This is a genomic window from Terrabacter sp. FW104-15G4B (genome assembly GCF_058790095.1).
In genome coordinates, this window is sequence record NZ_JBYTCI010000003.1 from 233,111 (window position 1) to 245,590 (window position 12,480).

10 protein-coding genes and 2 pseudogenes are annotated in these 12,480 nt (G+C 70.7%); 3 read left to right on the top strand and 9 right to left on the bottom strand.

Going from position 1 to position 12,480, the window contains the following annotated elements; genetic code table 11:
• Positions 1-22: 22 nt before the first annotated feature.
• The 7 genes from AC3WRT_RS04590 to AC3WRT_RS04620 form a co-directional block, all read right to left on the bottom strand.
• Entirely contained in the window at positions 23-1,999 is a 1,977-nt protein-coding gene (locus tag AC3WRT_RS04590) for an alpha/beta-hydrolase family protein (protein WP_492719623.1), read from the bottom strand.
• Between the two features lie 122 nt (positions 2,000-2,121).
• Complete coding sequence (locus tag AC3WRT_RS04595; RefSeq protein ID WP_492719625.1) at positions 2,122-3,282, bottom strand: ABC transporter ATP-binding protein; 1,161 nt, start codon at positions 3,280-3,282, stop codon at positions 2,122-2,124.
• Entirely contained in the window at positions 3,279-4,895 is a 1,617-nt protein-coding gene (locus AC3WRT_RS04600) for an ABC transporter permease (protein WP_492719627.1), read from the bottom strand. The genes AC3WRT_RS04595 and AC3WRT_RS04600 overlap by 4 nt, the downstream gene beginning before the upstream one ends.
• A gap of 7 nt (positions 4,896-4,902) precedes the next feature.
• Entirely contained in the window at positions 4,903-5,943 is a 1,041-nt protein-coding gene (locus tag AC3WRT_RS04605) for an iron ABC transporter substrate-binding protein (RefSeq protein WP_492719630.1), read from the bottom strand.
• 127 nt (positions 5,944-6,070) lie between these two features.
• The gene (locus AC3WRT_RS04610) at positions 6,071-6,862 is read right to left on the bottom strand and encodes an amino acid ABC transporter ATP-binding protein (protein WP_492719632.1); all 792 of its coding nucleotides are present in this window, start codon (positions 6,860-6,862) and stop codon (positions 6,071-6,073) included.
• Entirely contained in the window at positions 6,859-7,665 is an 807-nt protein-coding gene (locus AC3WRT_RS04615; RefSeq protein ID WP_492719636.1) for an amino acid ABC transporter permease, read from the bottom strand. The genes AC3WRT_RS04610 and AC3WRT_RS04615 overlap by 4 nt, the downstream gene beginning before the upstream one ends.
• 37 nt (positions 7,666-7,702) lie before the next feature.
• Positions 7,703-8,530 (bottom strand): ABC transporter substrate-binding protein, encoded by an 828-nt coding sequence (locus tag AC3WRT_RS04620; RefSeq protein ID WP_492719640.1) that lies wholly within the window; start codon positions 8,528-8,530, stop codon positions 7,703-7,705.
• A gap of 314 nt (positions 8,531-8,844) precedes the next feature.
• On the opposite strand from AC3WRT_RS04620, the pseudogene AC3WRT_RS04625 reads away from it, so the two are divergent.
• Positions 8,845-9,395, top strand: a pseudogene (locus AC3WRT_RS04625) (NADPH-dependent FMN reductase).
• Between the two features lie 60 nt (positions 9,396-9,455).
• Here the strand turns inward: AC3WRT_RS04625 and ctaD are convergent.
• Together ctaD and AC3WRT_RS04635 are read right to left on the bottom strand one after the other, a co-directional pair.
• Entirely contained in the window at positions 9,456-11,231 is a 1,776-nt protein-coding gene (gene ctaD, locus AC3WRT_RS04630; RefSeq protein ID WP_492719645.1) for an aa3-type cytochrome oxidase subunit I, read from the bottom strand.
• Positions 11,232-11,360: 129 nt separating this feature from the next.
• Positions 11,361-11,594 carry a hypothetical protein gene (locus AC3WRT_RS04635; protein ID WP_492719647.1) on the bottom strand — a complete coding sequence of 78 codons (234 nt, stop codon included), beginning with the start codon at positions 11,592-11,594 and terminating at the stop codon, positions 11,361-11,363.
• Positions 11,595-11,699: 105 nt separating this feature from the next.
• On the opposite strand from AC3WRT_RS04635, the pseudogene AC3WRT_RS04640 reads away from it, so the two are divergent.
• Positions 11,700-11,884: pseudogene (locus AC3WRT_RS04640) on the top strand (manganese catalase family protein); the annotation flags it as partial.
• Between the two features lie 363 nt (positions 11,885-12,247).
• Complete coding sequence (locus AC3WRT_RS04645) at positions 12,248-12,436, top strand: hypothetical protein (protein WP_492719649.1); 189 nt, start codon at positions 12,248-12,250, stop codon at positions 12,434-12,436.
• The last annotated feature ends 44 nt before the right edge of the window (positions 12,437-12,480 follow it).

Consider the following 12,480-nt stretch of genomic DNA (forward strand, 5'->3'; position numbering starts at 1 on the left):
CCACCGCCGGGGGAACCCCCGGTCACGCCAGGGCGCCCTCACGGAACTCCTCGCGGGCGCGCACGGCCGCGCCGATCGCGTCCATCTGCTCGTCGGTGCACTTGAGGTCGTAGACGTCGCGGACGAACTCCGGAAGGTCCGCCCGGTAGTCGTGGGCCCAGGCCCGGAACTCGCCGGGCACCTGCGCGTTCTTCATGTCGATGAGCGTCTGGAAGAACGTCGTGACGGGACGCCACCTCATCCCTGCAGGTATGCCGCGGGGTGACCTGCCCGGGACGTCCTCGCGGCGGGGCCGGTCGGGTCCCAGCCACGCCGGCCTGCGGTCGAGCAGGTCGAGGCCGAACTTCGTGACGCCGTCGTTGTCGTGGCTGAGCAGGACGTAGCGCACTCGCTCCCGCGCCTCGGGGCCCAGGGCCATGAGCTGTTCGTGGTCGTTGACGACCGTGACGAGGCCGGCGTCGACGTCGGGTCGGGGGGCACCGGTGACCTCGCGCGCCCACTTGCTGCCCCTCGGCGTGCCGATCCACAGCGCCCGGTCGATGCCGAGCGCCTGGGGCCCGAGGGTCCCCCAGCCGAGCAGCACGTCCTGGCTCGTGTGCGCCCCCAGCGACTCCCCGAAGAGCACGACCTGCGGCCGTTGGTCCGGCGGCATCTCCCGCACGCGTTCCAGGATGCGCAGCCAGAGCAGCCGGTTCTGCTCCCGAGCGTCCCGCACCTTGCCGAGCGAGAGCGGCGACGGGCGCTTGGAGTACTGCATCGTGACGCTCGCGACGTCACCGCGGGTGAGGTACTGCGCGACCGCGATCGCGACGTAGTTGACGTAGCCGGTACCGGTCGGCGACACGAGCATGAGCATCGACCGGGACCAGGCGTCGGTCCGATCCAGCTCGGCGATCGCGAGCTCGACGCGCTCGGTCGCGGTCGGTGCGCTGTCCAGCCCGACGAAGACCTGGACGGGATGGGCGCGGGCGGGCTCGCCCATGACCGTTGCGATGGACAGGTCGGGTGCGGTGCTGCCGTCGGGGAGCGCCGGGGGGTCGGCGACCGGTTCGGGGCGCACGAAGGTGACGGCATGGCGACGGCCTTCTCGCCCCAAGGAGTCCCACGACACGAGGCTCGCCGGGTCGCCGCTGATCATCGGATGGGTCCAGACGCCGGGTGCCGCGCGCATCCACGGGTCGATCGTCGTCGTCACCGCCTCGATCCGGTGCATGGCGCGCGTCCACAAGGCGCTGACGCCCAGGCCCGCACCGGCAAGGAGGGCGGCGTGGGACGCCAGCTGCCAGGCCAGCTCGGCGTCGTGGCCGCGAACCAGCCGACGCATCTGCTCCGCGGTCCAACGTTCGCCCCACGCGGCCGCATAGAGCGCGGCGAGGACGCCACCTCCGGCGGCAAGGCCCCGCCACGTCGGGACGTGCCTGACGCCGCCTACCGCGTCGGCGCCGTCCAGCCTCCGGTCGGAGCCGGGGCGTCGGGCGCGTTCGATGAGCGCGGACGTCGCGAGGCCGACGGGGATCGACAGCGGCAGGGCCGCGAGACGTCCGTCGGCTCCCACAGCCCGGTCCAGGGCCCGCACGCCGGCCGTCGCCAGGATGAGGGCCGAGCCGCAGAGCGCCGTGGCTCCCACCCGCCACGCGGCCTGTCGGACGGCGCCCTCCGTGGCCGTCTCGACACCGCGCCGGTCGAGGTAGGCGGCGGCCCCCAGTCCCAGCGGCGCCATCGCCAGCTCGCAGCCCATGGTCGCGGCCGACCTGCGGCGTTGGTCGTTCCAGGTGTCGGGGAACACGGCCCACGACGCCGCGGCCCGGGCCAGCACGTCGATGACGTCCTGTGCCGTCAGGGCCAGCAGGTAGCTGGAGCCGGTCGACAGGCCGGTGATGATGCCTTGGTCCTGCCACGAGCGCGTGGAGAGCGAGGGCGCGAGCGTCGCCGGCGTGACTCCCGCCGCCATGACGAGGCCGGCCCGCTGCCCGGTGTGGACGAAGTCAGCATGTTCCATGGGCCCTCCCGGCGCCGGACCGGCACGGACCGACCCTGACGTCGCACCGCTCCTGACTCGAGCATGGCCACGCCGGGAGGCGATGCGCTCACCCGTCCGGGGTGATCTTCGGGAGCGTCCGCTCAGGCGCTCGCGCCTGCGGGCGGGAAGGCGATCGCCTCGCCCTCGATGCGCAGCCGCAGCTCGGTGCCCCTCGCGGCGATGAACGCGTTGGAGTGGCGGATGCTGATGACCTCCCCCTCGCGCGCGAGCGCCGAGGTCTCGCAACCGGGTTCGCGGCCCGAGGTCAGTTCGAGCCGCACCGTGCTCTCGGGCCCGAAGTAGTCCGTGTCGATGACGACCCCACGGATCGGGCCGTGCTCGTCGACGCGGATCTGCTCCGGCCGCAGCATGAGCTGGACGCGGCCCCGATGGGCCGTCGGCGCGAGCCGGACCGACCCGAGCGAGCAGGTTGCAGTGTCGCCGTCCGCCCAGGCCTCCAGCATGACGGCGTCGCCGAGGAACTCGGCGGTCGCCCGGTCGACCGGGCGCGTGTAGACCTCGAGCGGGCTGTCGACCTGGGTGAGCAGCCCGTCGCGCATGACGGCCACCTGGTCAGCGAAGGAGAGCGCCTCGGCCTGGTCGTGGGTGACCAGGACGGTGGTGATCCCCGCCTCGCGGAGAACCTTCGCGACCGTGCGCCGCGTCGCCACCCGAAGCCCGGCGTCGAGCGCAGAGAAGGACTCGTCGAGGAGCATGAGCTCGGGCTCGCGGGCCAGGGCCCGGGCGAGCGCGACGCGTTGCTGCTGCCCTCCCGAGATCTCGTGCGGCCGGCGGCGGGCCAACGAGGGGTCGAGCGAGACCATCTCGAGCAGCTCGCCCACCCGGCTCTGCACGGCTCGGCGACCCTTGGGCAGGGCGGAGCCGTCCATCCCGAAGGCGACGTTCTGGCCGACAGTGAGGTGCGGGAAGAGGGCGCCGTCCTGGGCGACGTAGCCGACCCCACGGTGGTGCGCGGGCACCCAGCCCACGGGACCGGCAAGCACTCGGCCGCTCAACGAGACCGCGCCTGAGTCGGCGCGCTCGAAGCCGGCGACGAGCCGCAGGAGGGTCGTCTTGCCCGACCCCGAGGGGCCGACGATCGCCGTCGTACCCCCCCGGGGTACCGAGAGGGTGACCCCGCGCAGGACCTGCTGCGGGCCGAAGCTCTTGACGAGCCCGTCCACCTGGAGCCGGCCGCGCTCCACTGCGCCGGGGTCGTCAACCGGCCCGGCCGCCGACGTGGTCTGGGATCTGGAAGTCATTGTCCGGCCGCTTTCTTCGACTGCTGGAAGAGCAGGTAGGTCATCGGTGCCGACAGCACGACCATGAGCAGGGCGTACGGCGCGGCGCCGGCATAGTCGATCTCGCTGCTCTTGGCCCAGAACTCGGTGGCGAGCGTGTGGGTGCCGTTGGGCGACAGGAGCAGCGTCGCCGTCAGCTCGTTGACGATGGCGAGGAAGACGAGCGCGGCCCCACCGGCGGCCGCGGGAGCCGCGAGCCGCGCCGTGACGCGGACGAACGCGGCGAAGGGGCGGGCGCCCAGCGCCTGCGCAGCCTCCTCGAGCTCGCGCGGCGCCTGGGCGAGCCCTGCCCGCAGGCTCACGAGGGCGCGCGGCAGGAAGAGCAGGACGTATGCCGCCACGAGCACGAACGCCGTCTGGTAGACCGCAGGCAGGTAGCGGATGCTCACCGTCACGAAGGCGAGACCCACGACGATGCCCGGCATCGAGCTCGTGACGTAGTTGGACAGCTCGAGCGAGCGGGTGAACCAGCTCGACCGGCGCACCGCCAGGAAGGCCATCGGGAATGCCACGACGGTGGTGGCCAAGGCCCCGGCCACCCCGTAGAGCAGCGTCTGGACCAGCGCCGGAACCAGCTCGTCCGGCGCCCAGAGGGCGGCGCCACCGACCACGAGCCAGCGCAGCACGAACCACATCGGGACCCCGACGGCGAGCACGACGAGCAGCAGCAGCGCGAGCTGGGCGGGCACGTGCAGCCGGCCGAGCGGCATACGCCCCGGGGCCGCCTGGCCGCCGGAGCCGACGCGGGCGTAACGGGCCGTGCCGCGGCTGCGGACCTCGGCCAGGAGCAGCAGCAGGCAGAGCACGACCAGAACGCTGGCGAGCATGTTGCCGGCGGTGCCGTTGAAGGTCGACTGGTACTGCACCATGATCGCCGTCGTGAAGGTGTCGAAGCGGATCATCGCGAAGGCACCGTACTCGGCGAGCAGGTGGAGGCCGACGAGCAGCGCCCCGCCGGTCATCGCGAGGCGCAGCTGCGGCAGCACGACGCGGCGGAAGACCCGCCAGGGCCCGAGGCCCAGCGCGGCCGCCGACTCCTCGAGCGCGGGGTCGAGACGGCTCAGCGTGGCGGCGGCCGGGATGTAGACGAGCGGGAAGTACGACAGCACCGAGATGAGGACGCCGGACCACAGGCCGGCGAGCGACGGCACGGCCGACACCCAGCCGTAGCTGTTCACGAACGCGGGGATCGCGAGCGGCGCGGCGAGGGCCAGCGCCCACATTCGGTGGCCCCGCAGGCGGGTCCGCTCGACGAGCCACGCGCCGCCGACGCCGAGCACGAGGCTCACGGGCACCGAGACGAGCATGAGCAGGACCGTGTTGAGCAGCAGCTCGCCCACGCGCGCCCGGAAGATGAGTGCGACCGCCGTGTCCCAGCCGGTGGCCACGGTCATCGCGGCGACGTAGCCGAGTGGCATCAGCGAGAAGAGCGCGATGAGCACGGCGATGACGGCGAGCACGGGCGGACGCCGGCGCCCGGACGCCAGGCCCGGGCGGGTGCCGGGGCCCGGCGTGGGCGCCGGGCCGGCGCCGGTCGCTGAGTGGGCGCCCGGGGCTGTGAGGTCGGTGGTCACCACAGAACTACAGCAGACCTGCCTTGGTCATCAGATCGGTGACCGTGGCGGAGTTGAGCTTGGCAGGGTCGACCGTCGGCGCCTGGAGGTCCTTCAGGGGCACGAGGGCCGGGTTGGAGGGCACGTCGGAGCCGATTGCGTACTCGAAGGAGGTGCCCTTCTGCAGGACCTCCTGGCCGGTCTTGCCGGTGATGAACTTCAGCAGCGACTGCGCGGCTGCGGCGTTCTTCGACGACTTGAGCACGCCGCCACCGGAGACCGAGACGAAGGCTCCTGGGTCCTGGTTCTTGAAGTAGTGGGTGCCGACGTTGGCGGAGTTCTCGCCGGTCTTGGCCTGGTCGCCGTAGTAGTAGTAGTGGTAGATCAGCGCGGTGTCGACCTCGCCGGAGTTGACGGCCTTCATGGCGGTGCTGTTGCCCTTGTAGACCTTGGCGTTGGTCTTCATCGCCGTGAGCCAGTCGTTGGTGGCCTGCTCCCCCTTGAGCTGGAGCAGCGCCGAGACGATGGCCTGGAAGTCGGCTCCCGACGGCGACGCGGCCCAGCGGCCCTTCCACTCCGGCTTGGCGAGGTCGAGCATCGAGGCCGGGAGCTGGTTCGGCGCGACCTTGCGCTTGTCGTAGACGAGAACGGTCGAGCGTGCGGCGATGCCGGTCCACGTGCCGGTGGACGGGCGGTAGGCGGCCGGCACCTGGCCCAGCGTGGCCTTGTCGACGGCGGCGAACAGGCCGGCGTTCTCGACCTGCGTCATGGCCGGGCTGTTCTCGGTGAGGAAGACGTCGGCCGGCGATGCCGCGCCCTCCTGCAGGATCTGGTTGGACAGCTCGGTGTCGGAGCCGTTGCGCACGGTCACCTTGATGCCGGTCTGCTTCGTGAACGCGTCGACCCACTCCTTGGTGAGGCTCTCGTGCTGCGCGTTGTAGACGGTGATGGCGCCACTGCCGGCGCCCGGGCCGCTGCCGGCGGACGAGCTCGAGCCACAGGCACTGAGCGCCAGTGCTCCGACGGCCGTGATCGCGACGCCGAGGGTGGTCATGGGGCGGGAGGTCATGTGAGCTGCCTTCGTGATCTCGTGGGGCGCGCGCTTCGTCGGACCACACATCCGGATAGGTAAGGCTTACCTTACATGCGTCTCAGGAGCGCCCACACCGGCCCACGCCACGGCCTGGGCTGCATGGCTAGAGCACCTGGGAGAGGAAGCGCTGCAGCCGCTCGGTCCGTGGCGCGTCGAAGAGCTGGTCAGGGCTGCCGGACTCGACGACCCGGCCGTGGTCCATGAAGAGCACCTGCTGCGCGACCGAGCGGGCGAAGCCCATCTCGTGCGTGACCACGAGCATCGTCATCCCCTCGGCGGCGAGGTCGGCCATGGTCGCGAGCACGCCCTTGACGAGCTCGGGGTCGAGAGCCGACGTGGCCTCGTCGAAGAGCATGACCTCGGGCTCCATCGCGAGCGCACGGGCGATGGCCACGCGCTGCTGCTGCCCACCCGAGAGGTTGCCCGGCCGGACGTCAGCCTTGTGGGCGAGGCCCACGCGTTCCAGGTGGTGGTGCGCCCGCTCTGCGGCCTCGTCCTTCGACAGGCCCTTCAGGCGCGTCAGCCCGAGGGTGACGTTGGCCCGGACCGTCTTGTGCGGGAAGAGGTTGAAGTGCTGGAACACCATGCCGACCCGCTGGCGCAGGACGTCCGGGTTGTCGGCCAGCACGCTGCGGCCGTCGAGGAGCACGTCGCCGGCGTCCGGCTCGAGCAGCCGGTTGACGACGCGCAGGAAGGTCGACTTGCCGGACCCCGAGGGGCCGATGACACAGGCCGTCGTCGCGGCCTCGACGTCGAGGTCGACGCCGCGAAGGACGCGGTTGGAGCCGAAGGCGAGGTGGATGTCGCGGGTCGCGACGGCCACGCCGCGGCGGCCGGCACGCGCAGTGCCAGTAGCGGACTCGGTCTCGGACCGGGTGTCGGACTCGGTGCTCATCGAGCCTCCTGGGACAGCGCGAAGGATGCGGGAAGGGCGTTGTTCCCCGGCTGGCTCCCGGCCCCGTCAGCACCGTCCCCGCCATCGGCGCCGTCGGCGCGCCGGCCCTCACGCAGCCGCCGGTCGATCGCGTTGACGACGTGCGTCAGCGGCACCGTGATCACCAGGTAGAACAGACCCGCGAGCAGGAGGGCGGACTGGTTGCCCGTGTTCGCGGCGGCGTCCTGCCCGATGCGGAAGAGGTCGCGCTGGCTGGCGAGCAGCCCGAGGAAGTAGACGAGCGAGGACTCCTTGATGAGGGCGATGAACTGGTTCACCAGGGCGGGGAGCACCCGGCGCACGCCTTGTGGGATGACGACGAGGCGCATGCCCGAGGGGCGGCTGAAGCCGAGGGCCCGAGCCGCCTCGAGCTGCCCCTGGTCGACACTCTGGATGCCGGAGCGGAAGATCTCGCCGATGTAGGCGCTCGCGATGAGCGACAGGGCGAGGATGCCGAGCGGGTAGGGGTTCGGCCCCCAGATCTTGAGCCCGACCGGCGCCAGCCCGACGCCGATGAGCAGGATCGTCACGGCCGCCGGCAGCCCGCGGAAGATGTCGGTGAAGACCCGCGCCGGCCAGCGCAGCCAGCGCCGGTGCGACAGGCCGCAGACGGCCAGTGCCATGCCGAGAACCGTGCCGATCAGGGCCGAGAAGAGGGCCAGGATCAGCGTGTTCCGCAAACCGACGCGCAGCAGCTCGGGCAGAGCGGCGCGCATCGCGTCGAGGTCGAGGAACGTGTCCTTCAACGTGGTCAGGATGTCCATCCGGCCCTCCTCTCGGTAGTGGTGATGGGTGAGCGGACTACTGGGCGGCGGCGCCGCTGCCGGGCTTGAAGTCCGCCGGGATCTCCCGGCCGGGGTAGTACTGCTTCTGCAGCTTGGCCCACGTGCCGTCGGCGACCACCGCGTCGATCCCCTTGTCGAGCGCTGCCCTCAGCTTGTCGTTGCCCGGCGCGACGGCATACGCCATGCCGCCGGGGTCGAGCTGCTTGGCCACGGACACGACCTTGCCGCCGGAGTCGGCGGCCGTCTTCTCGCCGATCTCGGCCGGGGTGATCCAGGCGTCCGCCGTGCCCGAGCGCAGCTGGTTCAGCGCGGCGTTGTAGTCGGGCACCCGCACCGGGTTGAGGTTGTTGCGGGTCGCGTAGTCGTCCTGGACCGTGCCCTGCACGACGGCGACGCGCTTGCCGGCGAGCTGGTCGAAGGACGTGATGGGCGAGCCCTTGGGCACGTCGAGGCCGAGGAAGCCGAAGTCGTACTTGTTGGTGAAGTCGACCGTCTTCTTGCGGGCCTCGGTGATGCTGATGGAGGAGGAGCCGACGTCGAACTTGCCGGTCTTGACCTGGGCGAGCAGCGAGCTGAACTCAGTGCCCACGAACTCGACTTTGAGCCCGAGCTTGCCGGCGACGGCGGTGAGCAGGTCGTTGTCGAAGCCGGTGAACTTGCCGTCCTTGACGAAGACGTTCGGCGGCGCGTCCGTGAGCGTGCCGGCGCGCAGCGTGCCCGGCTGCTGCAGGTTGTAGGGGTTGTCGGCGCTCTGGCTGGACGAGGAACCCCCGCCGCAGGCGGCGGCGGACAGGGTGACAAGGGCGACGGCACTGGCCGTGGCGGCTCGGCGGAACAGGGGCATGCGGGGTGTCCTTCTCGGTGGTACGGGCGGGCCTCGGCGGCAGGTCGGTGCACGGCTCGGCGGGGCGCCCCGACGGGACGCGCCGCGGCGGCGGGCGTCGGTGCCGGCTGTTGCGAACGGCGCCCGCGGGGCAGGCCGCGTCTCTGTCCGGGTGCCGCGGCCCACTGCCGCAGACACCTCGAGTCGTACACCGATCGCGTACACAAGATTATAGGAGCCCTAACGCCAAGTGATAATCGGCGGGGGTGAGCTGTCTCCCGCCGGGTACGCGTGGGGTGCCGCCACCGGGGTGGCCAGGGAGCAAGGAGAACCCAGTGCGTACATATGCCGTTGGCTACTTCGTCGGCAGCCTGTCCTCGACCTCCATAAACCGCCTGCTCAGCAGGGCGCTGATCCGGCTCGCGCCCGACGACCTCGAGTTCACCGAGCTGCCGATCGCCAACCTGCCGCTCTACAGCCCGGACTTCGACTCGGACTACCCACCGGAGGCCCTGGCCCCTCCGACGCCGTCCTGTTCGTCACGCCGGAGTACAACCGCTCGATCCCCGGCGCGCTCAAGAACGCCATCGACTGGGCGTCCCGGCCCTGGGGACACAACTCCTTCCACCACGTGCCCGCCGCCGTCATCGGCGCCTCCCCCGGACAGGTCGGGACCGCGCTCGCGCAGCAGAGCCTGCGGGCCGTGCTGAGCTTCTGCAACGCCCGCCAGATGACCGCTCCCGAGGCGTACATCTCCCTGACGCCGGGGCTCGTCGCCGAGGACGGCACCGTCACCGACGAGTCGACCGAGGCGTTCCTCTCCACGTTCATGAAGGAGTTCCGGGACCACGTCGAACGCGTGCTCACCGTGCTGCCACGCCGCTGACGGCTCGCCTGCCACTGACGGCTCGCCCGCCACCGCGCCGCCCACGCGATCGACGCCCGGTCACGGCGCCGCCGCGGCGCCGCCCGCCCGCTGCTCCTGGGGCTCCGTCACCGAGTCGCTCCCGTTCTCGTCGGAGGCGTGCTCGTCCGGGGCGAGCCAGGACCTCGGGGCGGCCTCCGGGTGGTGCAGATCGAACGCAGGCCGCTCGGAGCGGATTCGCGGCAGGGCCAGGAAGTTGTGCCGCGGCGGTGGGCACGAGGTTGCCCACTCCAGCGACATGCCGTAGCCCCAGGGGTCGTCGGACTGCGTCCGCTCCCCGTGGCGCCAGGTCTTCCAGATGTTCCACGCGAACGGGATCGTCGAGGCTCCGAGCAGGAACGCCCCGAGACTCGAGACGATGTTCATCGCCTGGAATCCCTCCTCCGGCAGGTAGTCCGCGTAGCGGCGGGCCATCCCCTCGACCCCGAGCCAGTGCTGGATGAGGAACGTGGTGTGGAAGCCGATGAACAGCATCCAGAACTGCACCTTCGAGAGCGTCTCGTCGAGCATTCGACCGGTCAGCTTCGGCCACCAGAACGAGAACCCCGCGAACATCGCGAAGACCACCGTGCCGAACACCGTGTAGTGGAAGTGCGCCACCACGAAGTAGCTGTCGTTGAGGTGGAAGTCCAGCGCCGGGCTGGACAGGATGACCCCGGTCAGACCCCCGAAGAGGAACGTCACGAGGAAGCCCATCGCCCACAGCATCGGCGCGTCCATCACGACCTTGCCACCCCACATCGTGCCGATCCAGTTGAAGAACTTGATCCCGGTCGGCACCGCGATGAGCATCGTCATCACAGCGAAGAAGGGCAGCAGCACCTGGCCCGTGGCATACATGTGGTGCGCCCACACACTCGCGGAAAGCGCCGCGATGGCGATGAGGGCGAAGACCATCGACTTGTAGCCGAAGAGCGGCTTGCGGGAGAAGACCGGGACGACCTCGCTGATGATCCCGAAGAAGGGCAGGGCTATGACGTAGACCTCCGGATGGCCGAAGAACCAGAACATGTGCTGCCACAGCAGCGCACCGCCGTTCTCCGGTTCGAAGATCTGCGTGCCGAACCGGCGGTCCGCGCCGAGCATGAAGAGCGCCGCCGCGAGGATCGGGAACGCCACGATGACGAGCAGCGAGGTGATCAGCACCGACCAGGTGAACATCGGCATCCGGAACATCGTCATCCCGGGGGCACGCATGCAGATGATCGTGGTGATGAAGTTGACCGCGCCCAGGATCGTGCCGAAGCCGGTGAGGATCAGCCCGAACACCCACAGGTGCCCACCCGGCTCGGGGCTGTAGCGCACGTCCGAGAGCGGGTTGTACGCGTACCACCCGAAGGATGCCGGGCCTTCCGGCAACAGGAAGCCGGCGGACACGATCAGGCCACCGAAGAGGAAGAGCCAGTACGCGAACATGTTCAGGCGCGGGAACGCCACGTCGGGCGCGCCGATCTGCAGCGGCATGATCGCATTGGCGAAGCCTGCAAACAGCGGCGTCGCGAAGAGCAGCAGCATGATCGTGCCGTGCATGGTGAAGAGCTGGTTGTACTGCGTCGGGTTGTCCACCACCTGCAGCCCGGGCGCCATCAGCTCCGCCCGGATCATCAGCGCCAGCACGCCACCGAGCAGGAAGAACAGGAACGACGTCGCGAGGTAGAGGTTGCCGATCACCTTGTGGTCGGTCGTCGTCAGCACGCTGACGATCCGGCGCCCGGGAGCTCGCACCCGGGTGGGGCCCAGGCTCGTGGTCTCGTCGGCGGGGACGGAGGGGCTCCTGCGCTGCGTCGTCGTCGTCATCTCAGCGCCCGCCCTCTGCTCCAGGGCAGCCCGGTCGAGGTGTCTGGCCCATGCTGATCTCCCACCGCACGTCGTCGGCGGCCAGCCCGCCGACGCAGGGGGCGTACCCGCGCGAGTCCGGCTGAATCGTCATTCGTCCGAGGGACCCTCCTCCTCCTGGGCCTCGAGCATCTCGGCGTCGGAATGCTGCGGCTCCTGGGCCGTCGGCTCGCCGGCACTCGAACCCGGACCCGAGCCCCGGTCAGCCCGCTCCGACTCGCTCGGGTGGTCGGGCCTTCCCTCCGACGGCGCGGTCATCGTGGCGTCGGTGTCGGGGTCCTGGTCGGGGTCGTAGGGGCCGGTGCTGCTCTGGTCGTCGCTCATGGCAGGCCCCTACCCCGCCGCCACCCGCCGACACCCGGGACTTCGTTCGGAGGTCGGTGCGGAAGGTAGCCGGGTGCAGGGCATCACCGTCGCCATGCAGTACGGCTTGCAGCCTTTCTGCTGGCGCGCGACACCGTGCACCAGAACCAGTGGCTCGCCGCCATCGATGAGCTGAAGGCGGACTGTCTGGAGCAGCTGCCGGTGCCGAGCAACTTCCCGCAGGCGCAGAGGCGACCGAGGTGAGCTACGAGTACCTCAACTTCTCCGACGGCGCCGAGCAAGGCCAAGGACGCCCTGAACCTCGACTGAGGATCCTGCACAGGCGACCCTCGACAGGTTGTTTGCCAGGAATCCCCCTCCGGGAGACGATGGGCGCGCCACCGCCTGAGCCACGTTGCTGGAGCCAGGCGGTGGCGCTCGTCGGAGGCGTACCCACCGGGTCTCGGCGGTCACAGGTTCGGGCGTGGTGGCAACGTCTCGGTGACCACGTCGAGATGGTCGTGGCCCGACCCCGACCGGTCGTTCGACTGCCGGCGCGCCACCCGAGTCGTCGCCGAGGCGACGGGTATGTCGGCAGGGCACGCATCCCAAGGGGTGCACATCCGGGTGGGAGCCCGGCACCGTGCGCCCAACGCAACCGAAGGAGAGCCTCCATGCAGATCGACAAGCAGCAGGTCCTGGACTTCCTGCGCAAGCGCGGTGACCAGCAGCAGGCCGACCAGGCCGAGAACGAGCTGCCGGACCAGGTCGACACCGAGCAGCACGCCGGCCTGCTGAGCAAGCTGGGCGTGGACCCGCAGGAGATCCTGAGCGGCGGCATCGGCGACAAGCTCGGGCTCTGAGGCGTCGACGACAGCGGCCGTGTGCGAGGCACTCAAGTGCCTCG